The sequence below is a fragment of the Pseudomonas sp. S5D5 genome (genome assembly GCF_003013355.1).
GTDB classification, from domain to species: domain Bacteria; phylum Pseudomonadota; class Gammaproteobacteria; order Pseudomonadales; family Pseudomonadaceae; genus Aquipseudomonas; species Aquipseudomonas aylmerensis.
On record NZ_PTEO01000001.1, the window covers coordinates 5,006,738 to 5,029,629 of the forward strand.

Consider the following 22,892-nt stretch of genomic DNA (forward strand, 5'->3'; position numbering starts at 1 on the left):
ACGATGGCTGATTTACCGATCAATGACCTTAACGTCGAATCCAACGAGACGCTGATCACACCCGATCAGCTCAAGCGCGAAATCCCCCTGAGCGACGCTGCCCTGCAGACCGTCACCAAGGGCCGCGAAGTCATCCGTGACATTCTCGACGGCACCGACCACCGCCTCTTCGTGGTGATCGGGCCCTGCTCGATCCACGACCTCAAGGCTGCCCACGAGTACGCCGAGCGCCTCAAGGTGTTGGCAGCGGAAGTGTCCGACACCTTGTACCTGGTGATGCGCGTCTATTTCGAGAAACCACGGACCACCGTGGGCTGGAAAGGCTTGATCAACGACCCGTACCTGGACGACTCGTTCAAGATCCAGGACGGCTTGCACATCGGTCGCCAGTTGCTGCTGGACCTGGCGGAAATGGGCCTGCCCACCGCCACCGAAGCCCTCGACCCGATCTCCCCGCAGTACCTGCAGGACCTGATCAGCTGGTCGGCCATCGGCGCCCGCACCACCGAATCCCAGACCCACCGCGAAATGGCGTCCGGCCTGTCGTCGGCTGTCGGCTTCAAGAACGGCACCGACGGCGGGCTGACGGTGGCGATCAACGCGCTGCAATCGGTCTCCAGCCCTCACCGCTTCCTGGGCATCAACCAGGAAGGCGGCGTCTCCATCGTCACCACCAAGGGCAACGCCTACGGTCACGTGGTGCTGCGCGGTGGCAACGGCAAGCCCAACTATGACTCGGTCAGCGTCGCGCTGTGCGAGCAGGCCCTGAACAAGGCCAAGATCAAGCCGAACATCATGGTCGACTGCAGCCACGCCAACTCCAACAAGGATCCGGCGCTGCAGCCACTGGTCATGGAAAACGTCGCCAACCAGATCCTCGAAGGCAACCAGTCGATTATCGGCCTGATGGTCGAGAGTCACCTGAACTGGGGCTGCCAGGCGATTCCAAAGGACCTCGCCGACTTGCAGTACGGCGTGTCGATCACCGATGCCTGCATCGACTGGGCTGCTACCGAGAACACCCTGCGCAGCATGCACGCCAAGCTCAAGGACGTCTTGCCCAAGCGCAAACGTACCTGACAGCGCGGTTGAATCGAGCGCACACAAAAACGCCGGGCTAAGCCCGGCGTTTTTCATGCTGCAGCGTGTGGCTTACAGCTTCGCGGCATGGCGCTGGTGGCGCTCCATGTAGCGTTCGACATAGGAGCAGGACGGGATCACCGTGTAGCCGGCCTCTTCGGCGAACTTCAGCGCTTCTTCGGTCAATGCCGCCGCAATACCACGGCCGCGCAGCGCGTTGGGCACGAAGGTCCGATAGATGTCCAGGGTCTGCTTCCCGAGGTCCATATAGGTCAGATAGGCACGATGACCGTCCACATTGGTCTCGAACTGATGACCAGCCTGGTCATGGTGGATGGACAACGCCTCGCTCATCACTACTCCTCGCGGGTCTAAGATTGCGACCCCTACCTTACCGATGTTTTTCCGGCGAAGGAACATCTACGCCACCCCGTGCCGGTTTCGACAACGAGAAAACCTTTAGCGCTCACAACCAGCACGTAGAGAATAGTAGGCACCAATCCTGCCATTGCTCAAGCCGCACTCGTCATCCTTGCCATGGGTGGATATAGAAAGGGCCTCGATCAACCGGTGACCGATAGCCTGAACATTTGCCGGCCGTTGAACCTTGAGACGAACTGCCGCTCTTAAAGTCACTCTACATGCGTAAAAGATGCCAGGCGTGGTAAAGGCAAGCAGCGCGAAAGTGTCGGCCTCGATATATAAATTTTCATCTGTTTACAAGGCTTAACACATGCGGGCCGGCCCTTTCAGCCTGGATCCAATTTTCGCCCGACTGCAAAAAATTGGACGGTTTTTATACAAACCTCCAAAAGATTAGCCAAAATAGATTCGGCACAAGAATTTTTTTTGCTTCTTGCGCTACGTCAGTTTACTTACTACAAGTAATGAGTAGTATGTACGCCGGCTATGAACTCACTCTGAGGAAATAGCCATTTAATAGAAAGTCCTTGAAGGGGAACACGATGAACAACGTTCTGAAATTCTCTGCTCTGGCTCTGGCCGCAGTTCTGGCTACCGGTTGCAGCAGCGTCTCCAAAGAAACCGAAGCTCGTCTGACTGCAACTGAAGACGCAGCAGCTCGCTCCCAGGCTCGTGCAGACGAAGCCTACCGTAAAGCTGATGAAGCTCTGGCTGCTGCTCAAAAAGCACAACAGACTGCTGACGAAGCTAACGAGCGCGCTCTGCGCATGCTTGAAAAAGCAAGCCGCAAGTAATAATCCCTCGGGGTTGTTATCAAGCCGATCCATTCTTGGGTCGGCTTTTTTATTGCCCGCGATTCGTGCCTCGATGCCGCGCAATAAAAAGCCCGCCGCAGCGCAAGGCTGTGGCGGGCTCAGGGTCGAGCAGGCTTATTGCTGCAGGTCGATCGGCGCGCTGGACGCTATCGGCGCTGCACCCGGCACCCCGATTTCGGTGGGCAGGCCGTCTTCGGCCGCGACCACATCACGCACCTGATCCCAGTTCACCCGCAGGTTATTGGCCAGGTCTTCACGCTTGAGCAGGGCGTTGATGACCGCCGTGTGCTTGTCGACCACCGAAGGCGTGCCGTCGTCGTTCAGCGGCGTATGCGCCTCGAGGTAGACCTTGCCGCCGCTGCTGCCGAACTTGTAGGCATCGTTGATGATGCGCACCGAGGTACCCACCGGCACCATGCTGGCCATCTCCAGCACGTTGTTGTTGAACATGCGGAAGCAACCGTGGCTTGTACGCGTGCCGATACCAAATTTCATGTTCGAACCGTGGATCAGGTAGCCCGGGGTGCCCAGGGTGAACTTGAACGGTCCCAAAGGATTGTCCGGACCGGCCGGCACCACGTTGGGCAGCGGATCGCCATTGGCGGCGTGCTCAGCCTTGATCGAGGCGGGCGGGGTCCAGGTCGGGTTAGGGATCTTGCCGGTAATCGTGGTGTGGGCGACCGGCGAGCCCCAGCCCTCACGACCGATCCCCAGCGGGAAGGTGTAGACCACATCCTGGCCCTTGGGGAAGTAATAGAGCCGGTACTCCGCCAGGTTGATCACGATGCCTTCCCGAGGGCCGGGCGGCAGGATGAAACGCGTCGGCAGCACGATGTCAGTGCCCGCCCCCGGCAACCAGGCATCCACGCCCGGGTTGGCCGCGACCATCTCCGAATAGCCCAGGTCATAGGTCGTGCCCAGGTCGGCAAAGGTGTCTTCGTACTTGGCCTTGATCACCTGGACCTGACCGACGATGTCCTCGCCTGGCGGGGGCAGGGGCAACTGCAAGGCTGACGCAGAACCGGCCGCACAAAGTGCAGCAAGAGACAGGCAGCAGGTGACGACGGAAAGGCGCGACAACATCCGGAAAATCCTTCGCAGAACGACGGGTAGGTTAAAAACAAGCTGCAAGCTACAAGCTACAAGCTTTCAGCCGCTAGCTTACAGCTTATAGCGTGAAGCTTGCAGCTGCATCTAGAGCTCGAAACGCAGCTCCGGCCAGATTGGCGGCGTGCCGCGCTTCTGGGACTCCAGAATCGCCCGGCACAACGGGCACAGGCGCTGGTCCTGGAAGATCGAACGATCGACCAGCGACCACCGCGGTTGCGCCGGCAGTAACGTACCGCACAGGGTACGATCGATGGAGCCGCCCAGTTCCAATTGCCGCGTGACCAGATGCACCCGCACTTCCTGGCAGGCGAACAGATCCAGCTGCTCGTCCGGCTCGATCAGTTGGTAGTTAAACAGGGACCAGGCAGGACGCGACATCAAGGGCTCCAAATCGGGGGGGCGCCACCTTAGCCGAAAGCCTGCCGGTAGAAAAGCGTCAAAGCAGCGGTTTTAGCGTCGGCCAGACATTTTCCAGCAACTTGCCCTGGGCGCCGACCGCCGGGTGCAGTTGATCCGCCTGCATCAGCTCGGGATGACCACCGACGCCCTCGAGGAAAAACGGCACCAGCGGGACGTTTTTTTCCTTGGCCAGCGCCCCATACACTTCAGCGAATGCCGTGGTGTAGCGCGGGCCGTAGTTGGGTGGCAACTGCATGCCCAGCAACAGCACCTTGGCGCCGCCGGCCTTGGACTGATCGATCATCGACGCAAGATTTTGTTTCAATTGCGCAGGCGGTTGGCCGCGCAGGCCGTCATTGCCGCCAAGCTCGATCACCACGACATCCGGCTTATGCTCTGCAAGCGCCGCCGGCAGCCGCGCCAAGCCTCCGGCACTGGTGTCGCCGCTGATGGAAGCGTTGACCACTTTATCGTCGAAACCTTCCTTCTTGAGCCGTTGTCCCAGCAACGCTACCCACCCTTTGCTGGTATCCAGGCCGAAACCGGCACTGATACTATCGCCAACGATCAGGACTGTACCCGCCGCTGCGTTCTGGGCCATGCACATCAAGGCCAGGCCAGCACTCAAAAACCACATTCGCATCGGATTCTCCATGGGCGCAAGCATTCTCACCGCGCGGAACCTTAGCAAAGTGGTTCCCAGCGCGGAAGGTGAACTGACTATCCTGCACGAACTGAGCCTGGAACTGAACAAGGGCGATAGCCTGGCTATCGTCGGTGCTTCCGGCTCCGGTAAATCCACCCTCCTGGGCCTGCTGGCCGGCCTCGACCTGCCCAGCAGCGGCGAAGTCACGCTCGCCGGGCAAGCCCTCAGCACCCTCGACGAAGACCAGCGTGCGCGCATCCGCGCCGAGCACGTGGGCTTCGTGTTCCAGTCCTTCCAGTTGCTCGACAGCCTCAACGCCCTGGAAAACGTCATGCTGCCGCTGGAGCTGGACGGCCGCAAAGACGCCCGCGAGCGCGCCACCCATTTGCTGGAGCGAGTCGGCCTGGGCCAACGCCTGACCCACTCGCCGCGCCAGTTGTCCGGCGGTGAACAGCAACGCGTGGCGATCGCCCGCGCGTTCGCTGCCGAACCGGACGTGCTGTTTGCCGATGAACCCACCGGGAACCTCGACAGCCACACCGGCGAGCGCATCAGCGACCTGCTGTTCGAGCTCAACAAAGAAAGCGGCACGACCCTGGTGCTGGTCACCCACGACGAGCGTCTGGCCCACCGTTGCCGACGCCTGATCCGCCTTGAAGCCGGCCTGATGGTCGCGCCCCTGGAGCCTTGATGGCACGTTTGCCGCTGTTGCGCCTGTTCAGCCTTGCCATGCGCCAATTGCTGCGCGATGCCCGCGCCGGCGAATTGCGCGTGTTGTTCTTCGCCCTGCTGGTGGCGGTAGCTGCCAGCACCGCCATCGGCTATTTCGGTGCCCGCCTCAATGGCGCCATGATGCTGCGCGCCACCGAGTTCCTCGGCGCCGACCTGGTGCTTGAAGGCAGCTCGCCGGCGCGGCCCGAACAAATCCGGTCGGGGACCGAGCTGGGCCTGGATCACGCCCGGGTGGTCGAATTCTCCAGCGTGATTGCCACCGACAACGGCATCCAGCTCTCCAGCATCAAGGCGGTCAACGAGCAGTACCCGCTGCGCGGTGAGCTGAAAAGCGCGGCTGCGCCGTTTGGCGATGAAACCCCGGGAGGTGGCCCGAAGCCCGGTGAAGCCTGGGTGGAGGCGCGGCTGCTGACTGCACTCGACCTCAAGGTCGGCGACAGTATCGATGTCGGCATGAAGACCCTGCGCCTGGCCCGCATCCTCACCTACGAACCCGACCGCGCCGGTAACTTCTACAGCCTCACGCCCCGGGTGATGATCAACCTGGCGGACCTGGATGCCACCGGTGTGGTCCAGCCCGGCAGCCGCGTCAGCTACCGCGAACTGTGGCGCGGGCCACAAGGCAGCACAGCGCTGCAAACCTATCGCGACCTGGTCAAGCCCGGCCTCGCCGCCAACCAGCGCCTGCAGGACTCGCGAGACGGCAACCAGCAGATTGGCGGCGCCCTGGGCAAGGCCGAGCGCTACCTGAACATGGCAAGCCTGGTGGCAGTGCTGCTGGCCGGCGTCGCCGTGGCCTTGTCGGCCAACCGTTTCGCCACCCGCCGCTTCGACGCCAGTGCATTGTTACGCTGCCTGGGGTTATCGCGCCGTGAAGCGATGTTGCTGTTCAGCCTGCAATTGAGTGTACTGGGCCTGCTGGCGAGCCTGACCGGCGCCCTGCTCGGCTGGCTCGCGCAGTTTGGCCTGTTCTACTTCCTGCACGATCTGCTGCCGGCGGACGTACCGCCCGGCGGCCTGCTGCCGGCCATCGCCGGGATCGGCACCGGGCTGGTCGCCCTCGCCGGCTTCGCCCTGCCGCCACTGGCGGCATTGGGTCGGGTGCCGCCGCTGCGGGTACTGCGTCGCGACTTGCTGCCGATTCCTTCCAGCACTTGGATGGTCTACGGCGCAGCCCTGTTCGCCCTGGGCCTGATCATGTGGCGCTTGAGCCTCGACCTGGTGCTGACCTTCGCCCTGCTCGGCGGTGGCGTGGTGGCAGCGCTGGTACTCGGTGGCCTGCTCCTCCTGCTGTTGCAAAGCCTGCGACGCCTGCTGGCTCGCGCCTCACTGCCCTGGCGCCTGGGCCTGGGACAATTGCTGCGTCATCCGCTGGCTGCGGCTGGCCAGTCCCTGGCCTTTGGCCTGATCCTGCTGTCGATGGGCTTGATTGCCCTGCTGCGCGGCGAGTTGCTCGACACCTGGCAAAACCAGTTGCCCAAGGATGCGCCCAACTATTTCGCCCTCAACATCCTGCCGGCCGACAAAGACGCGTTCGGCGCTCGCCTGCTGGAGCTGCAGGCGCAGTCCGCACCGCTGTATCCCGTGGTGCCGGGCCGGCTGATCAGCATCAACGGCGAACCAGTGCAGGAGATTGTCAGCAAGGACTCCAGCGGCGACCGCGCGGTGCAACGTGACTTGAGCCTCACCTGGGCCGCCGACCTGCCACCGGGCAACGCCCTGACAGCGGGTACCTGGTGGTCGCAGCAACCCACCGATGAAATCCCCGGGGTCTCGGTAGAAGCCAAGGTCGCAGAAAGCCTCAAGCTCAAACTCAACGACCACCTGGTGTTTACCGTGGGCGGGGAAAACCGTGAAGCGCGGGTCACCAGCCTGCGCACCATCAACTGGGACAACTTCCAGCCGAACTTCTTCATGATTTTCCAGCCAGGCACGCTGAAGGATCTGCCCGCGACCTACTTGACCAGCTTTTACCTGGCGCCTGGGCACGACCAGCAGATTGTCGATCTGTCGCGTGCCTTCCCGGCCGTGACCATCCTGCAGGTCGAGGCACTGCTGGAGCAGTTGCGCAGCATCCTGGCGCAGGTGACCCTGGCGGTGGAGTACGTGCTGCTGTTTGTGCTGGCGGCCGGAATGGCGGTGTTGTTCTCCGGCCTGCAGGCCACCCTTGATGAGCGGATCCGCCAAGGTGCACTGCTGCGCGCCCTGGGCGCCGAGCGCAAGCTGCTGGTCAAGGCCAGGCGCATCGAGTTCGGCTTGCTGGGTGCCGTCAGCGGGTTGCTGGCGGCGCTGGGAACCGAGCTGGTGACCTGGGTGCTGTACCGCTATGCCTTTGACCTGGCCTGGCACCCGCACCCGTGGTTGTTGGTGCTGCCGGTGATCGGTGCGGTATTGATCGGCGGGGCCGGGGTCTTCGGTACGCGCCGCGCACTGAATGCCAGCCCTCTGACCGTATTGCGCGAAGGCTGAAAACACAATGGCCCGCGTCCTTCAAGGGACGCGGGCCAACGCCGCTCACTTCACATACTCGATCCCGGTGATCCACCAGCACACTTCGCCGCCGGGCGTCTGCACGATGGCCTCATCATCGACCTCCTTGCGCAACAACGCGCGGGCCATCGGTGAGTCGATGGAGATATAGTCCATCCGGTCATAAATCTCGTCATAGCCGACAATCCGAAAACGCTTGGTCTCGCCCTGCTCGTTTTCGATATCGACCCAGGCGCCGAAAAACACCTTCCCTTCCTGCTCGGGCATGTACTCCACCACGCGCATGTCTTCCAGGCGCTTGCGCAGGTAACGGACCCGGCGATCGATCTCGCGCAGCAATTTCTTGTTGTACTGGTAGTCGGCGTTTTCGCTGCGGTCGCCCAGCGAGGCAGCCCATGTCACTTTGCGCGTGGTGTCCGGGCGCTTTTCGCGCCACAGGTAGTCCAGCTCTTTCTTCAGCGCTTCATGACCTTCTTTGGTAATCAGCTTGGTACTCAAACGCATGCATCCCCAGGCAATGTCCATAGGTGCCGATCGGCCAGGCAATCATGCCCTGGCGTCGGCTGGCTGGCGTTGATGATAAATGAACCCGGGAAAGTAGCCAGGCCGGTCTAGCCATCCAGGACCTGGTCCAGGTCCAGCAGCATCGCGCGCAAGCTTTGGCGCAGGTTCGACACCTGCGACGTCATGACCTTCAGTGTTTCGGTTCTCTGGCTGACCGCCAGCGACTGGTCATGCAACTGGGCAATGCGCTGCTCCAGCTCTCGAGACCTCTCATCGGACTGGCTTTGTTCCTGCTGCAATCGAGCCTGCCATTGATCAAGCGCCGCCTGCTGTTCGATGACGGCGAGCTTTTGTTGGGTCAATTCCTGTGCGACACGCGCCAGGTTGGTCAGTGTACTGTCCACCTCGAACAAAGCGTTTTGGTCCATGGGCGCGGGCAGTCCAGGTTGCGCCCGCGGCTCCGGCGCGGGCGGCATCACAGGTGCAGCCTGCACGCGGTTTGCCGGCATTTCGATCGCCACCGGGCGCGCCTCTTCGACAGGCTGTTCGTGCTCAGGTACACGGGCAGGGTCGGCCGCGATCGCTGCCCTGGGGGACGAGCTTAATTTCGATGAAAAGCGAATGGACGGCACGATCAATGACGCGCTTTCGATTGCCGGCAACGCAGGCGCGGAAATGCCCAGGGTAATCACCTTCATCACCAGCGCTTTCTTGATGATCACCGAGTGGTGATCCTCGGGCCTAGCAGGCGGCAGCTTGCAGCCTTTCAAATCGACAAAATGATAGGGCAACTGGGTTTCCGTGACGCCAGCGGCTTTTGCACCCGACGCCGCCAACGTCAGAATTTGCTTGAACACATGCATGGCAACTTGCAAGTCGTCCCTGGACTCGACACCACCGAGAAAATACCGTTCGGCTTTTTTACGCAATGCCGCGATGTAAACCCTGGAACTCCCCGGTTCAACTTCTTCATCGAGGCTGTAAACGAGGAAGTTGGAGGCGATCTGACCAACAGCAAACCCACAGAGCAGTGCGCCGTTGACCGGCGCATCCTGACCATCGCGTTCAAGAACTAGGGTACGTAGCAGCATCATGATTATCAGGCCTCGTTACACAGCGCAGAACGTCTATACAAACATCAAATAAACATTCGAAATTTAAAAGTCAACACACACTCCAATTGTTTCAGCGATGTACCGGGCACACACGTAGGACTTCTCTTATTAATGCTGATCGTCGTTCCCAAAAGCGATGATTATCCGTACCCTTTTTAAAATCTCTCCCTTAACGTCATACCAAACTTATTCGGTAAACACATGATCGAAATAAGCAACGTGACAAAATACCTGGACAAGAAAAACATTATCAGTGATCTCTCATTCAGCGCCAATCAACACGAATGCCTGGGGCTTTTTGGAGAAGACCCTGCTGTTAAAACGCTACTGTTGAATATACTTTCCGGTACAACTTCGCCTTCCAGTGGACACGTCACTGTCCAGGGTATCAACCCGCAAGCTCTCAAGATAAAGAAAGCGATCGGCTATCAACTGGACCGGGATCTCGGTCATCCAACGATGTCGGCAAACGCGTTCCTGCATTTCATTGCCAGCATTCGTGGGTTCCACGGCGCAGAAAAACGCGCGCGCGTGGAACACGCCGCCATGCGACTGGAGTTGTGGCCCATTCTCAACGCGCCCCTCGACACACTCTGCACTGGATGGAAACGTAAAGTCGCGATTGCCCAAGCCATCCTGCATGGGCCGGCCTTGTTGTTACTGGATGAGCCGACCGAAGGGCTGGCACCCGATCAAAAACACACCTTCAGGGCGCTTATCAGGTCGTTGACGCAGGAGATGACGGTGATCATCGCGTCCCGGCACTGCGATCAACTGTCCGAACTCTGCACACGGGCGCTGGTGCTTGCGGGCGGGCGTCTGGTGGCCGATACGCCACTGCCTGATCTGCAACGCGATTCCCGTCACTTCCAGGCAGTTACCCTGACCGCGCAAACGCCTCTGGACCTGCTGGCGCTCGCCGTCCTGCCAGGCGTGGCGGGCATCGAAGAGCATCGCCACGCCCCCGGCACGGTGACCGTGCTGGCCATGCCGGGCCATAACATCTCCTCACACATTCACACACTCATCGCCAGTCGTCGGTGGCAAATCAGCTCGCTGCACCAGGAGTCAGGCCGCCTGAACGATGTGGTCCACCACCTGAGCCGAGAGGCCACTCTTTGAAATTGCTGCCCGTCATTTTCAAGCGCCAACTCGCCAGTTATGCCTGCACACCCGGCACCTACCTGAGCGTGGCGATTTTTTTAGTACTGTCCGTGGCCTTGGGTTTTCACCTCAGCCCGTGGCTGGAGCAAGACAGCAGCACCTTGCAGGTTTTTTTCCAACTGCATCCCTGGCTTTACTTACTCTTGATCCCCGCCCTGGCGGCGCAACTCTGGTCGGATGAGGCGAATGCCGGTTTTCTCGAACTGATGAAAACATTGCCCGTCACCCCCTTTGAGTGGGTGATCGGCAAGTTCCTGGCTGCCTGGGCTGTAGTCGGCGTGGCTCTGCTATTGACGTTTCCCCTGGTCATCATCGCCAATTATCTTGGCAGGGCGGACAACGCCGTTATAGCCTCGCAATTTTTGGCAAGTTGGCTGCTGGCGGGCAGTTATCTATCTGCCGGTTGTTTCATCTTCACTTGCGTCCGTCAGCGTACCGTCGTCGTCATACTGACGATGGGCTTACTGCTCACCGTCAGTGGACTTTCATCTTTACTCGATGCTCTGGAACATCAAGCGCCCATTTGGGTTATCGACAGTTTGAGTTCCCTCAATCCGCTTTCAAGATTCAGCAGCCTGGACGATGGGAAATTTGCACTTCGCGACATTCTTTACTTCATTAGCATGATCCTGGCCTTCCTCACTGCGGCGACCATCACCCTTAATTACAAGCATCGCTGAGAAGGAAAGCCCCATGCGATCCACTCTGCGTACCGGCATGACACTTATTGTCTTGCTTTTACTATTTCTCGCGTTCAACCTGGTCTGGATAGTTAAACTTCCCGACATTCGCTGGGACTATTCCCGTTCACAGATCCACACTTTATCCCCCACCGTACGGCACTTCCTGAATGCCCTGGAAAGCCCGGTAGACTTGTATTACTTCAACGCCAACAACGCCCCAGCAAGAAGTCCCGCGATGAAACGCTATGGCAAGCGTATCGAAGACCGGCTCAAGGAATATGAAAAAGCCGCCCGAGGCATGCTCAACCTGCACCTTATCGAACCTGCACGTTTTTCAGAGGATGCCTACAAAGCGGAGCTATTTGGCCTAGACGATGAGGCCGGTTTTCTGGGCCTTATCGGTACCCGTGCCGGTCACGGTGCGCAACGCATCGAATCATTCAGCCTTGATCGTGAGCCCTTGCTCGACTACGAAATCAGCCACTTGATCTATAAGTTGCAACACCCTGAGCGCCCCATTGTCGGTCTGATCTCAGGGCAAGCGATGGAGGAATCCGCAGGGCGGCTGCTCAAGACCGTGCAGCAGCACTTTAACCTCGCGCTGCTGGAGTCGACGACCGTGCGCATCCCGGAATATGTCCAGGCACTGATGGTGGTGCAGCCCGCCGCGTTGTCCGAGCAGACTCTGTATGGCATTGAACAATTTGTATTGAAGGGCGGCAGGTTGATGATGTTTATCGACCCCCTGGGCGAGCAACGCTCAGGCCGTGCGCCAGCCAATACTCGATTGCACGAACTGCTGGCCGCCTGGGGGATCCAGATGCCAGCGGATAAGCTGCTGGTCGACGGCCTCTATTCGTCGTGGACTGAGCCGGGCCCCGGAAGAAACGCGGAGCGGTACCCGGCCCGGTTAAACCTGCCACGGCAGGCGATGAACACGCAGGATGTGAGCACCTGGAAATTGAACACCGTGATCGTATCCAGCAGCGGCGCTGTCTCTCGCCTGGCTAAAAGTCGCACGACATTTACCCCCCTGCTGTACAGCTCCGAGCACACCGAGCTGATGGATACCGAGCGTTTCGTGGACGTCACCGCGCGCGACGCGTTGGCTGACGTGCTGCCCAAGCAAGGCAAACGCCATGTAATTGCGGCCCGTATCGAGGGGCCGGCTTATTCCGCATTTCCGGAAGGCATCAAGGGTCAACCGCCGGGCGTGCAAAAAGCGACACAGATCCATGTCGTGGTGGTCGCCGACACCGACATGCTCACCGATCAGCTCAGCCCCGCGACGCCTGACAGCAACGCACTGTTTATCTTGAATACACTGGATAACCTGTCCGCCCTTGAAGCACTGGCCAATGTTCGGCCGCGTACACCAGCGAGCAACTCACCGACCCTGCTGGAGACCATGCGCAACGCCGCCGAACAGGTCTATCGCGGCAAGGCCTATGAGGTGGAACGACGCCTGCAGCGAACGGAACAGGAATGGCGGCAGTTGACGCCACAAGTGATCAACCTGGGCACCCAGGCAGTGGACACCAGGACGCAATTGCAGGCCCTCAATAAGGAGCGCCTGCGTTTGCCCATGGAGTTGCACGCCTTGAAGGCCGAGGCATACGCGCAGATCAATCGCCTGGAGCTGGCGATAAAACTGGGCGTGACCTTCGCGATCCCGCTGATGTTGTGCCTGGTTGCCTGGCTGGTGTTTCTCGGCCATCGTCGACGACGCTTGAACGGCGAGGCCGCACGTCGCTGAACCTCAACGCCTGGCAATCAGCCCTTGCCGGGCAATGCGGGTCAGATGGCCGATCACTTCAGCTGCATTGACGGCGCTCGGAGCCTGGATGACCGCGAGGTCAAAGCTGTTGTTGGCAAAACGGGCGAGAGAGTCGCCGTCTTCCACAAACTGGATCAGGAACGCCGATGGCCGCCCGGTACGACGCGGCCAGCCATCCAGGTAACGCAACAGCGTCGGCTGGTGCTTGCCGCCCAGGAGAATTTTCGGATTGCGTTGAGTCAGGTCCGCGGTGATCGGGGCCAGGCGTATCAGGGGGCGTAGTGCATTCATCGTGTCGTGTCTCTGCCTCAAAAGTCTGCGGGCAGGTGAGAGGCAACACCGAACCAGCGCTTTAGCGGAATTTCAAAGCTGTCTCGGCATGGGAGAACAAGCTTCTGTCGGGCTGCATAGAGTCCCGGTGGCGCCCCGCAATTAGCTGTTTAAATCGGCGCATGAGCGGCATCCTAGAGAAGCCGCAGGGGCGGTGTCAAGAATGGCGGGCAACGAAAAGGCCCGCACATGGGCGGGCCTTGTCGGTTTTCCAGACGTGGATCAGCGAGCGATGGCGCGGTCTGCAGACAATTTGCCGGCACCTTCCAGCAGCACTGCCAGTGCGCCACCGAGCAGCGCCAACGCGAACTCATACCCGTTATTGGCCATGAACAGACCGTTATGGATATGCACCGAGAAGATCGCCACCAGCGACAGGATGGTCAAGCCCAATGCCGCCGGGCGAGCGAGCAAACCGATGATCAGTGCCAGGCCGGCGAAGAACTCGGTCCCGCCCGACAACAGTGCCATCAGGGTACCCGGTGCGAGGCCGATGCTTTCCATCCACTGCGCCGTGCCGGCCAGGCCGTAGCCACCGAACCAGCCAAAGAGTTTTTGCGAGCCGTGGGCCGCGAAGATAATGCCGACAACAATGCGCAGGACAGTCAGGCCGTAACCGGCACGGGTGGTCAGGAGGCTTTTGATCAGTGGGCTCATGCTTGTAATCCTTTTCGAAACAGGGGTTGGTTGGCCGCCATATTAATCAGTTTAAGCAATGTTAAAAGCGCAAAAAATGCCCTATCAATATCGAATTAATCGATTACTTCCGTGAGGCAATTTTCGGCGCTGGCGGCTCCAGGGACTCCCGCTCCCGATCGAACGCCAAGTAGTACTTGTTAACGCTATTAACATAGCTGACGCCGCTCATGCCCACCTGCTCCATGGCAATGCGTTCAACCTGGAAGAACCACTGGTTGGGGTTGAGCCCCCGGCGCTTGGCCTCGGTGCGCATGCCCTGGACGCGCTCCGGGCCCATGTTGTAGGCCGCCAGTACAAAGGCCATGCGCTCGCGCTCATTGAGCTTGGGGCTGGCGAAAAACTTGCGGCGGATCATCGCCAGATAGCGCGCGCCGGCCTGCACATTGCTGTCGAGGTTCTCGATATTGTTGACCCCCACCCGCTGCGCCGCCGACGGCGTGATCTGCATCAGGCCGGTGGGCCCGCCGCTGTTGCGCGCGCCGGGGTCGAGTGCCGACTCCTTGAAGGCCAATGCCGCAAGGTTCAACCAGTCCATGCCCTGCTCGCGCGCATGTTTTTGCAGGACCGGGCGCAGCTTCTCCAGGCGCTGGCGGTCGACCCGGGCCAGCGGATTGCGCACTTGGTAGAGGCGCCGATAGATACGCTGGAACGCGACATCCTGGTCGGAGGGCGTGCGATAGGTCTTGAGAAATCGATCGATGCTGGCCCGCAGCATCGACGCGTCCTGGCGCACGAACCAGTACTCGTCACCCGGTTCGCTGATCGCCACCTGCTTATCGAAGCGCAATTTGGGCAGGATCTTCGACCAGCGCTCGGCAATCGGCTTCTCGACAATGGTCAGGTGAAAAATCCCCGCCTGGACCATCTCCAGCACGTCCTCCACCGCGAGCGTCGGGTCGACCCATTCCACCTTGATCGACGGCTGCTTGTGCAGCGCCAGCTTCTGATTGACCTGACTGATGGCATCCGCCGCCGCGCTGCCAGTGGTCAGCGCCACGGTCCGGCCAGACAGTTGCTCCAACTTGGTAAACCGCCGCTCGCCCTTGACCCCCACCAGCCACAACGGCACACCGCTGGCGATCGGGTCACTGGTGCTGATCTTGTGTGCGGCCTTCACATCCAGCAGTTCACCAGGGGCCACCAGGTCGCCTTCGCCACGGGCCAGCGCGCCAAGGAGTTGGTCCTTGGCCTTGGGAATGATCTTGAGGTTGATTTCCTGGCCATCACGGGCGTGACCATTGAGGTACTGCTCGAAGGCGCGCAGGCGGTGATATTCCACCCCGATAGCCTGGCCCTGCACTTCACCAGAGCTGTTGCGGCTTTGGTTGACCAATACGCGCAAGGTGCGGCTGGAGCGGATCTCCGCCAGGTCGCGCACCTTGCTGGGCTTGGTCACTTCCAGCGGCCCGTCCAGACGCGCAACCGCCGCCATGGGCAGCAATAACGTCAGGCACAACATAAACAACGCCGAGGGTCGGATCATCCGCTCTCCGGAAAGAATACTGGCCAACGCTCTCGCGAAAAACGAGGCGGTGGGCGTCAGAAACAGAGCGCTTTATGCGCTGGCAAGGTACGCAACGGCGACACTGGGTCTGGCGGTCGGCCGACCACAATGTCACTTGCGACGTTCAAAGACAGCTATAACTCGTTGTAGTTCTTCGATTTTCTTATAAATCTACAGCTCTGATATGCTTTCCGGCCGCAGGCGGAGATAGCACCATGCAACTCATTGATATCGGCGTCAACCTGACCAACCCCAGTTTCGACGAGAAGCACCTCGCCGTTCTCGAGCGAGCCTATGCCGCTGGCGTGCAGCAATTGGTACTCACCGGCACCAGCGTCGACGGCAGTGAGCAGGCCCTGGAACTGTGTTTGAAACTCGATGAAAGCGGCCAGCGCCTGTTCAGTACGGCCGGCATCCACCCGCATTCCGCCAGTGACTGGAACGGCGACAGCGCCCAGCGTTTGCGCGGCCTGCTCAGTGAAAACCGCGTGCGTGCCGTGGGCGAATGCGGGCTGGACTTCAATCGCGACTTTTCCCCACGCCCGCAGCAGGAGAAAGTCCTGGAAGAGCACTTGGCCCTTGCAGTCGAGTTGAAACTCCCGGTATTTCTGCATGAACGCGACGCCAACCAGCGCCTGCTGGAAATCCTCAAGGACTACCGCGACCACCTCACCGCCGCCGTGGTGCACTGCTTCACCGGCGAACAGTCGGCATTGTTCAGCTACCTCGACCTCGACTTGCACATCGGCATCACCGGTTGGATCTGCGACGAACGCCGTGGGACACACTTGCACCCGCTTGTGAGGGAAATTCCCCGTGGCCGTCTGATGCTGGAAAGCGACGCCCCCTACCTGCTGCCGCGCACCCTGCGGCCCAAACCAAAAAACGGCCGCAACGAACCGGCCTACTTGCCGGAAGTACTGCGCGAAGTCGCGTTGCACCGCAACGAAAGCGTGGAAGACCTGGCCGCGCACAGCACCGCCAGCGCGCGCGCGTTTTTTGGCTTGCCTGCCGTGGATTGATGCGGCGCATTGACCCATGTCAAAACCGGCTTCCTGAGTAGCGGCACAATAATGGCACCTTGCCAATGCTGTTTCCGCTATCAGAGAAAACCTTCCATGGGTGCCTGGCTTAGCAATATCTCGCTGAAGTACAAATTCTGGGCCGTCAACGCGGTCGCGTTCATCACCACCCTGCTGCTGGTGCTGTACGCCGTGCAGCTTGAACAACAGGCGCGCAGCGATGCGTCCCAGGCCTCGGCGCAGGCCCAGGCGCGATTGCTCAGTGCCTGGCCGGCGGAAAAGGCCCTGCCCACAGATGAGCACTGGCTGACATATGCACAAGGCCAGATCCCACAACGAGCAGACCAGGATCTTTCAGCCCTGAGCGGTGCCAACGGCTGGGTCGACCTCAACCGTATGCCGCTGTTTGGCGAGAACCCGCTGATGGGCGCCGAAGTGATCGCGCGCCCCGACGGCCAACAGGTCGCCGTGTTGGCCTATGCCCCCAGCCTGAGCCAAGTGTTCGGCGAACGCTTCGCCAACTATGCGGTGGCCGTATTGATTCTGATGCTGGCGATGCTCGGCGCTTCGCAGCTATTGATCCGCTTCCTGCTCAGCCAGCTCAATACCCTCAAGGACGTGATGCTGCACGTGGAGAAAACCGGCGACCTGTCGGCCCGTGTGCCCTTGGCCTGCAAGGACGAGGTCGGCCAGATGGCCAGCGCCTTCAACGCCATGCAAGCCGGCTACCAGCGGGTGGTCAATACGGTGGCACGCACCGCCCGGCAACTCGACGAGGGTGCCGCGCGGCTGGCCAGCAGCATGAACGAAGTGCAGCACGGCATGCTCGGCCAGCAAAGCGAGACCGACCAGGCCGCCACTGCTATCAACGAGATGACCGCCACCGTCTACCACATTGCTCAACATGCCGGTGCCACGCGCGACCTGTCCCAGACCGCCGACACCCTCGCCGGCAGCGGCCAGGAAGTGGTCACCCGCGTGCAGCGCTCAATCGCCGGGCTGTCCACCGGCGTGCAACAGACCGCCGAAATGATCCAGAAACTGGCCGAGGACAGCCAGAAAATCAACGGTGTGGTCAGCGTGATCCACAGCATCGCCGAACAGACCAACCTGCTCGCGCTCAACGCCGCCATCGAAGCGGCCCGCGCCGGCGAAATGGGCCGGGGGTTCGCCGTGGTTGCCGACGAAGTGCGCAACCTGGCCAAGCGCGTGCAGAGCTCCACCGACGAAATCACCCGCATGGTCTCGGCGCTGCAAGCCGGCACTCGCGACGCAGTGGACTTCATGCAGGAAAGCTCGTTCAAGGCTGACGACTGCGTGCAACAAGCCCAGGAGGCCGGCGCCGCACTCGCCGAAATCACCGGCGCCGTGGCGCAAATGCGCGAAAGCAACACCCAGATCGCCGTCGCCGCCGAACAGCAAAGCCACGTCGCCGAAGAGATGAACCGCGCGGTGGTAAGCATCCGTGATGTGACCGAGAACACCGTGCAACAGACCGTGGACTCCGCGACGACCAGCAATGAACTGGCGACGCTGGCTGGGGAACTGAGTAAGGCGATCGGGCAGTTGAAACTGTAGGACTGTTCAACCTGTAGTCCCCACCCTACAACAAGGCCTCGGTGAACCTGAGGTTTTGCACGATGCAAAGGTATTGCAGCGGTCCTACGACCGCATACCTATTCTTACGTATCCGATGCACAGGGACGACCCTGACTGCGCTATTTTGACATGAGGGTAACCTGTCAAAAATTGCCCTCTATGACCCCCATAGCCAGCCCCAATTCGCCCCCTTACCCAACCCCACCTAGACTCTCTGCATGTTGTTTCAACGGACAGAGGATTCACCACCATGGGCAAACGTCATCCCAATCTCCCCGCCTGGCAATGGCGTAACTACCCGCAGAACCATCAACACCCGACCAACCTGGCGTTGCACCTGATTGCGGTGCCGCTGTTCATCATCGGGTTTCTGTTGATTGTGTCGGGGGTGTTCAGCCTGAGCCTGGCCAGTTTCGCCATTGGCGTTGTCGGCATTCTCGCCGGCTTGGCGCTGCAGCGTCATGGACATAGCCTGGAAGCCCAGGCCAGTGAGCCATTCAGTGATCGTAAAGACGCAGTGCAACGCCTGGTGGTCGAGCAGTTCGTGACCTTCCCGCGCTTTGTGCTGAGCGGCGGCTGGTGGCGTGCCTGGCGCCAGCGCCACCGGCATTGAGGTCAGGCGAAGACCACCACGGTCTGGCGGCTCAGGGCGATCAGCTCGCCGGTCGGGCTCCACAGTGCAGCAGCCGCATGGCCATAGCCGTCACGGGCGTGTTCGATGTTGACGTGGTATTGGCACCAGTCCAGGGTCGTCAGGTCCTGCAGCGGCTGGATAAATTCGATGGTCCACGTCAAGGTGCTGCCTGGCGCTGGCTTCTTGAGGTGCGGCAGCAAGGCCGGCGGCCAGGCATCGACCAGGGCGAGAATATGCGCCTCGGTCAGCGGTTCTTCTTTGACATCCCCACGCAATCGCACCCAACCGCCCATGTCGCGGGACTTATTACCGGTGAACGGCAAGCCGCCGACACTCCAGCGCATCGCCAGGTGGCGCATGAATTCAGGGGTGACCCCCTTGATATAGGGCAACTCCTGGCACTCATCCCAGTGTTTGAACACCGGCGGTGGCTCGCTCGCCACATCGATTTCCGACGCGCGAGACCCGCCGAAACTGGCCTGGACCAATGTCGCCACTTCACCGTTCTGCACCACACGGCCAAGCAATTGGCTGACCGCCTTGCCTTCGCGCAAGACTTCGACTTCATAACTGGCCGCTACGTCAGGCGCTACCGGGCCGACGAAAGTGATTGCCAGCGAGCGTAATGGGCGATCCGCCGGCACCTTGGCGCGTAACGCTTCGTACTGCAAGGCGGCGACCAGACCACCAAACGTGGCGCGGCCCTGGGCCCACTCGGCGGGAATGGTGACGTCCAGCGGGTGGTTTCGGGCGGCGTCGAGCAAATCACTAAAGCGCATGGCGACCTCACATCAAAAGAAACAGATGAAGGATCTTAACCATCGAGCCAGCAACGTACAGCGCTTATTCCGGCCAAAACCCGGACCGTTTTAGAAACAATCGGCGCTGAGCTTGTCCAGCACGCGGTCCGCCTGCCCTTGCGCCTTGGCCATGGTGCGATGCCACACGGCAACACACGGCTGCAAATCCGCCTGGTGTTCAGCCTGGGCCAGCCACTGCCAGCAGTCATGCCAGTCGCCCAGGGCGCCTTGGGCCTTTTTCAGGCGAGACATGGCGTTGGCGGGCAGCTTGTCCAACTCGGGATAGGCCTCGGCGGCGTAGCGCACGCGCTTGATCAATAAGCGCAGGCGGTGGCGATCGTGCTCAGGATCCTTCAGGGCATGATCGAGTTGGTGCCATTGCTTGGCCAGTCGTTTCTGGATTCGCGGACGCAGGCCCTTGAGCAATTTCTGATGTTCGCTGGCGCGGATAAACCGTGGGAATGCATCGAGGATCAGCAGCAAATGCGCAAGTTCTGCGCCTTGCGCCACATGGCGATACGCATCGGGTTGCAGGCGCATGCGCCGATCAGCGGCCTCGTGGTGGCCATGCGCGTGCAAATACGCCGCCAGCACCTCACGGTCACGCAGCGGCGTAGTCAATTGGCCGACCGCGCGGGCGGCCGCCTCAACCTGCTCCACCCCGGGCAGCCCGCGCAAGGGGCGCAACAGGCTGCGCAGTCGGCGCACAGTAGTGCGCAGATCATGCAGGGCTTCATCGTCGGTAACGGCAGCGAGGCGAGCCTGGCAGCTCAGTAACCCTACTTCCAGGCCAATGACCTGAGCGACTAACTGATCGACCAAAGCTGACATCCCTTCCCCCTTGACGATGAAAATCCCGGCTGGCTCACGCCAGCGTAGACGGCTTAGCGGCCGGCGCGCGACTCACGAATATAGAACCGCGCTTTCTCGGCCTTGTTGGAGCAGCCTTCAAACGCTTCGAATTGCTGTTGGGTCTTGGCGCCGGTCAACAAAGACAGGGCCTTGGAGTAGCTCACGGTGCCGGCAAAACCTTCGGCCTTGGCCAAGTCCAGTTCGTGCCACGCTGCATCCAGTTGCGTGCCGCAGCTGTCGCGGTACGCGGTTTTCCCGGCACAACCGGCCAGGGCCAACACGATCACAGGCACACACATCCAGGCTTTCATTGATGACACCTCAAATAAAGAAAAACAGTCGTACGCTGTAGACGTTTCCTACAAGGAAAAGTGCCTTATCAGTCAACCTGAAATCGAACTCGCCTATTGCCAGAGCATACCCGAGCTGCATGGCTTTCCTGGAAAAATACTGCATGCCCGCACGAAGATTGAAGCCACCCCCTCAAAAGGTGCATTGTGGGTGCTTGCCTAGGGGAGGACATCGACCATGAAAAAGCGTGTTGCCTTGGTGCTGGGCTCCGGTGGGGCGCGGGGCTACGCCCATATCGGGGTGATCGAGGAAATCGAACGGCGCGGCTACGACATTGCCTGTATCGCCGGCTGCTCCATGGGCGCCGTGGTCGGCGGGATCTACGCCGCCGGCAAGCTGGACGAATATCGCAACTGGATTGAGAGCCTCGACTACCTCGATGTATTGCGCCTGGTGGACGTGAGCTTTCGTCTCGGCGCGATTCGCGGCGAGAAAGTCTTCGGGCAGATCCGCAAGATCGTCGGCGAGATCAATATCGAAGCGCTGCGCATCCCTTACACCGCCGTCGCCACTGACCTGACCAACCAGCAGGAGATCTGGTTCCAGGAGGGCTGCCTGCACCAGGCCATGCGTGCCTCGGCGGCGATCCCCAGCCTGTTCACCCCGGTGATGCAAGGCAACCGCATGCTGGTGGACGGCGGCCTGCTCAACCCGCTGCCTATCGTGCCGGTGGTGTCGAGCCATTGCGACTTGATCATTGCGGTCAACCTCAACGCCACCAATCAGAAGCACTACCAGTTGCCGGTGATCCAGCGTCCGCCGGCGTTCAAGAGCCGTTTCGACAGCCTGGTGAAGTCCCTCGGCTCGCACTTGCCGTTTCGCCGCAAACAGGCCGAGCAGTTGTTGAAGCTGGAGCAGGAAGCCCTGCAGGCCCAGGCGGCCGAGATCAACCCGTGGCTGGAGTCGGCCGAGCCGGAATCCCAGCAACCTGCCGCCGCGCCGGAAAAGGCCGGGGCACCGAAGTCGGCGACTGGCTCGTTCATCATCGACAACGTCGGGCCGGCGTCATTGCTGGACCTGATCAACCAAAGCTTCGAGGTGATGCAGACGTCGCTGGCGCAGTACAAGATCGCGGGCTACCCGCCGGATATCCTGATCAACGTGCCGAAGCGGGTGTGCCGGTTTTTCGAGTTCTACAAGGCGCCGGAGTTGATCGCGCTGGGGCGGGAAATTGCCAGTGACACGCTGGATCGGTATGAGAGTGAGCAGCGCTGACAGGTGGGTGGTAGCTGAGGGCCTCATCGCGGGCAAGCCCGGCTCCCACATTCAATCGAGTTCGCCCTCTGGAATGCGGACGAATGCGGGAACTGGCCTGCAAAAATGTCGTCCCCCGTCACAAAAACCAGACAAGCCCAGGCCCCACATTCAATCGAGTTCGCCCTCTGGAATGCGGACGAATGCAGGCGCTGGCTTGCCTGCGATGACGCCCGTCCAGGCGCAGATAAACTCAAGCATTCAACAACCGGTAACCCACCCCCGCCTCGGTCACGATAAATCGCGGCTGGGTCGGGTCATCCGCCAGTTTCTGGCGCAGATGGCCCACCACGATGCGCAGGTAGTGGCTGTCATCGGTGTGGGTCGGGCCCCAGATATCCTTGAGCAGTTGCTGCTGGGTAATCACCCGCCCCGGATGCCGCGCCAGTTGTGCGAGCACCGCGTATTCCTTGCGGGTCAGCGCCACTTCGACGCCGTCCAGCAGCACGCGGCGGTAGGCCAGGTCGACGGTCAAGGGGCCAAACCGCAACGCCGCTTCCTGGGCTTCCCCCGCCGGGGCCTGGCGCAGTAGCGCGCGCACGCGGGCGAGGAATTCCTGGATGCCGAAAGGTTTGGTCACGTAGTCATTGGCGCCACCGTCGAGGGCCTCGACCTTTTGCCCTTCGCTGGCCCGCACCGACAACACCAGCACCGGCACCATCGACCATTCACGAAACTCGCGCAGCACCTGCTGGCCGTCCATGTCAGGCAGGCCGAGGTCGAGCACCAGCAAGTCCGGCTTGCTCAACGCCGCCTGGGCCAAGCCCTCGTTGCCGGTGCCGGCCTCGATCACTTTGTAGCCCTGGGAGGCCAGGCTGATGCGCAAGAACTTGCGGATCTGCGGTTCGTCATCAATGACCAAAATCGTCGCGGTCTGGCTCATGGTGTCCAATCAAATTCCGTGGAGAA

Annotated in this window: 24 protein-coding genes; 11 read left to right on the forward strand and 13 right to left on the reverse strand. The window is 60.7% G+C overall.

The annotated features are described in order from the left end of the window. The first annotated feature begins 3 nt into the window (after positions 1-3). Positions 4-1,080, forward strand: a complete 1,077-nt coding sequence (locus C9990_RS22780) for a 3-deoxy-7-phosphoheptulonate synthase (protein ID WP_016975370.1) — start codon at positions 4-6, stop codon at positions 1,078-1,080. Positions 1,081-1,152: 72 nt separating this feature from the next. Here the strand turns inward: C9990_RS22780 and C9990_RS22785 are convergent, their stop codons facing one another. After that, the gene (locus C9990_RS22785) at positions 1,153-1,434 is read right to left on the reverse strand and encodes a GNAT family N-acetyltransferase (protein WP_003189869.1); all 282 of its coding nucleotides are present in this window, start codon (positions 1,432-1,434) and stop codon (positions 1,153-1,155) included. Positions 1,435-2,045: 611 nt separating this feature from the next. On the opposite strand from C9990_RS22785, the gene oprI reads away from it, so the two are divergent. Beyond that, positions 2,046-2,297 (forward strand): outer membrane lipoprotei OprI, encoded by a 252-nt coding sequence (oprI, locus tag C9990_RS22790; protein ID WP_003172710.1) that lies wholly within the window; start codon positions 2,046-2,048, stop codon positions 2,295-2,297. A 135-nt stretch (positions 2,298-2,432) separates the two neighbouring features. Here the strand turns inward: oprI and C9990_RS22795 are convergent, their stop codons facing one another. The 3 genes from C9990_RS22795 to C9990_RS22805 all read right to left on the reverse strand — a co-directional run bounded on the left by C9990_RS22795 (position 2,433) and on the right by C9990_RS22805 (position 4,470). Next, the gene (locus tag C9990_RS22795) at positions 2,433-3,401 is read right to left on the reverse strand and encodes a L,D-transpeptidase family protein (RefSeq protein ID WP_106804748.1); all 969 of its coding nucleotides are present in this window, start codon (positions 3,399-3,401) and stop codon (positions 2,433-2,435) included. A 111-nt stretch (positions 3,402-3,512) separates the two neighbouring features. Continuing rightward, positions 3,513-3,806 carry a hypothetical protein gene (locus tag C9990_RS22800; protein WP_003172705.1) on the reverse strand — a complete coding sequence of 98 codons (294 nt, stop codon included), beginning with the start codon at positions 3,804-3,806 and terminating at the stop codon, positions 3,513-3,515. A 58-nt stretch (positions 3,807-3,864) separates the two neighbouring features. Further along, entirely contained in the window at positions 3,865-4,470 is a 606-nt protein-coding gene (locus C9990_RS22805) for an arylesterase (protein WP_065901725.1), read from the reverse strand. Between the two features lie 10 nt (positions 4,471-4,480). On the opposite strand from C9990_RS22805, the gene C9990_RS22810 reads away from it, so the two are divergent. Both C9990_RS22810 and C9990_RS22815 read left to right on the forward strand, forming a co-directional pair. Beyond that, positions 4,481-5,164 (forward strand): ABC transporter ATP-binding protein, encoded by a 684-nt coding sequence (locus C9990_RS22810; protein ID WP_065901727.1) that lies wholly within the window; start codon positions 4,481-4,483, stop codon positions 5,162-5,164. Then, positions 5,164-7,674: an ABC transporter permease gene (locus tag C9990_RS22815; RefSeq protein ID WP_106804749.1), complete on the forward strand. Its 2,511-nt coding sequence runs from the start codon at positions 5,164-5,166 to the stop codon at positions 7,672-7,674. Before C9990_RS22810 ends, C9990_RS22815 begins: the two co-directional genes overlap by 1 nt. 45 nt (positions 7,675-7,719) lie before the next feature. Here the strand turns inward: C9990_RS22815 and greB are convergent, their stop codons facing one another. Together greB and C9990_RS22825 are read right to left on the reverse strand one after the other, a co-directional pair. Further along, positions 7,720-8,193, reverse strand: a complete 474-nt coding sequence (gene greB / locus C9990_RS22820) for a transcription elongation factor GreB (protein WP_016972352.1) — start codon at positions 8,191-8,193, stop codon at positions 7,720-7,722. Positions 8,194-8,306: 113 nt separating this feature from the next. Beyond that, positions 8,307-9,293 (reverse strand): hypothetical protein, encoded by a 987-nt coding sequence (locus C9990_RS22825; RefSeq protein WP_106804750.1) that lies wholly within the window; start codon positions 9,291-9,293, stop codon positions 8,307-8,309. A 222-nt stretch (positions 9,294-9,515) separates the two neighbouring features. Here C9990_RS22825 and C9990_RS22830 point away from each other — a divergent pair, with 222 nt between their 5' ends. Genes C9990_RS22830 through C9990_RS22840 form a run of 3 tightly spaced genes read left to right on the forward strand, consistent with a single transcriptional unit; the run spans position 9,516 to position 12,917 of the window. After that, complete coding sequence (locus C9990_RS22830) at positions 9,516-10,436, forward strand: ABC transporter ATP-binding protein (RefSeq protein WP_106804751.1); 921 nt, start codon at positions 9,516-9,518, stop codon at positions 10,434-10,436. Then, positions 10,433-11,158, forward strand: coding sequence for an ABC transporter permease (locus tag C9990_RS22835; RefSeq protein ID WP_106804752.1), 726 nt, complete (start codon positions 10,433-10,435; stop codon positions 11,156-11,158). Before C9990_RS22830 ends, C9990_RS22835 begins: the two co-directional genes overlap by 4 nt. Before the next feature lie 13 nt (positions 11,159-11,171). After that, positions 11,172-12,917, forward strand: a complete 1,746-nt coding sequence (locus C9990_RS22840) for a Gldg family protein (RefSeq protein WP_106804753.1) — start codon at positions 11,172-11,174, stop codon at positions 12,915-12,917. A 3-nt stretch (positions 12,918-12,920) separates the two neighbouring features. On the opposite strand, the gene C9990_RS22845 is transcribed toward C9990_RS22840, so the two are convergent. The 3 genes from C9990_RS22845 to C9990_RS22855 form a co-directional block, all read right to left on the reverse strand. Beyond that, positions 12,921-13,229 (reverse strand): hypothetical protein, encoded by a 309-nt coding sequence (locus tag C9990_RS22845; protein WP_065901740.1) that lies wholly within the window; start codon positions 13,227-13,229, stop codon positions 12,921-12,923. A 261-nt stretch (positions 13,230-13,490) separates the two neighbouring features. Continuing rightward, positions 13,491-13,925, reverse strand: coding sequence for a DoxX family protein (locus C9990_RS22850; RefSeq protein ID WP_065901747.1), 435 nt, complete (start codon positions 13,923-13,925; stop codon positions 13,491-13,493). Positions 13,926-14,028: 103 nt separating this feature from the next. After that, positions 14,029-15,450, reverse strand: coding sequence for a transglycosylase SLT domain-containing protein (locus tag C9990_RS22855; RefSeq protein WP_106804754.1), 1,422 nt, complete (start codon positions 15,448-15,450; stop codon positions 14,029-14,031). Positions 15,451-15,686: 236 nt separating this feature from the next. On the opposite strand from C9990_RS22855, the gene C9990_RS22860 reads away from it, so the two are divergent. The 3 genes from C9990_RS22860 to C9990_RS22870 all read left to right on the forward strand — a co-directional run bounded on the left by C9990_RS22860 (position 15,687) and on the right by C9990_RS22870 (position 18,705). Then, on the forward strand, positions 15,687-16,493 hold the full coding sequence (locus tag C9990_RS22860) for a TatD family hydrolase (RefSeq protein WP_106804755.1): 807 nt from the start codon (positions 15,687-15,689) through the stop codon (positions 16,491-16,493). A gap of 96 nt (positions 16,494-16,589) precedes the next feature. Beyond that, entirely contained in the window at positions 16,590-18,071 is a 1,482-nt protein-coding gene (locus C9990_RS22865; RefSeq protein ID WP_106804756.1) for a methyl-accepting chemotaxis protein, read from the forward strand. A gap of 271 nt (positions 18,072-18,342) precedes the next feature. Further along, entirely contained in the window at positions 18,343-18,705 is a 363-nt protein-coding gene (locus C9990_RS22870; protein WP_065901754.1) for an Mpo1-like protein, read from the forward strand. A 2-nt stretch (positions 18,706-18,707) separates the two neighbouring features. On the opposite strand, the gene C9990_RS22875 is transcribed toward C9990_RS22870, so the two are convergent. The 3 genes from C9990_RS22875 to C9990_RS22885 form a co-directional block, all read right to left on the reverse strand. Then, on the reverse strand, positions 18,708-19,505 hold the full coding sequence (locus C9990_RS22875; RefSeq protein WP_106804757.1) for an acyl-CoA thioesterase II: 798 nt from the start codon (positions 19,503-19,505) through the stop codon (positions 18,708-18,710). 90 nt (positions 19,506-19,595) lie between these two features. Further along, on the reverse strand, positions 19,596-20,357 hold the full coding sequence (locus C9990_RS22880; RefSeq protein ID WP_106804758.1) for a CHAD domain-containing protein: 762 nt from the start codon (positions 20,355-20,357) through the stop codon (positions 19,596-19,598). Between the two features lie 53 nt (positions 20,358-20,410). Further along, on the reverse strand, positions 20,411-20,689 hold the full coding sequence (locus C9990_RS22885) for a hypothetical protein (RefSeq protein ID WP_010176194.1): 279 nt from the start codon (positions 20,687-20,689) through the stop codon (positions 20,411-20,413). Between the two features lie 217 nt (positions 20,690-20,906). Between C9990_RS22885 and C9990_RS22890 the strand changes: the two genes are divergently transcribed. Beyond that, positions 20,907-21,944, forward strand: a complete 1,038-nt coding sequence (locus tag C9990_RS22890) for a patatin-like phospholipase family protein (protein ID WP_065901760.1) — start codon at positions 20,907-20,909, stop codon at positions 21,942-21,944. 232 nt (positions 21,945-22,176) lie between these two features. Here the strand turns inward: C9990_RS22890 and C9990_RS22895 are convergent, their stop codons facing one another. Further along, positions 22,177-22,866, reverse strand: a complete 690-nt coding sequence (locus C9990_RS22895; RefSeq protein ID WP_106805704.1) for a response regulator — start codon at positions 22,864-22,866, stop codon at positions 22,177-22,179. Positions 22,867-22,892 lie beyond the last annotated feature (26 nt).